Here is a 425-nt window from a genome sequence, read left to right on the forward strand (position 1 = left end):
TAACCTTGCAGATACCGTCCGGGTACATGGCAAGGTAGGGAATGGTCTGCTGTGCGGTGCGGGCTTTGCCGTCGCCTTTTGCCTTTCGGATAGCTTCGGCAATCTGTTTCTTTTCGGCGCGGGTCAGCTTACGCCTGTTTCCTGCGGCTTCCCGCGTCTTTTTTGTTTGTCCTTTTGACAATCGCTGATACCTCCTTTTCTAAGTTTCGCTGCTTTTCCAAGACAGCGTATAGGTTTTCGGTTCTGTAAGGTCGCTCCTTTGGGCGGGTAAACTTTGTCTGAATGATGTTCTTAACCACCACTTCAAGGGGCTGTCCATGCTTTTCATACATGGCAAGCAGGAAGCAGGGGAGCATGACGACAATCATCGCCATAGCCGCAAGATTTGTCCCTGCGCTGCCTTTGAGCAAAAAAAACAGCGGCAG

Annotated in this window: 2 protein-coding genes; both read right to left on the minus strand. The window is 51.1% G+C overall.

Features of this window, described 5'->3' with window-relative positions; translation table 11 throughout:
- Positions 1–181: hypothetical protein (locus DWW13_RS19655; protein ID WP_243026215.1), on the minus strand; the 181-nt coding region annotated here is incomplete at its 3' end.
- Positions 129–425, minus strand: a 297-nt coding sequence (locus DWW13_RS18595) for a PrgI family protein (RefSeq protein ID WP_147398355.1), incomplete at its 5' end; no start/stop codon positions are given. The genes DWW13_RS19655 and DWW13_RS18595, both read right to left, overlap by 53 nt.

This window comes from Blautia sp. AF14-40 (assembly GCF_003479665.1).
GTDB lineage: Bacteria > Bacillota > Clostridia > Lachnospirales > Lachnospiraceae > Fusicatenibacter > Fusicatenibacter saccharivorans.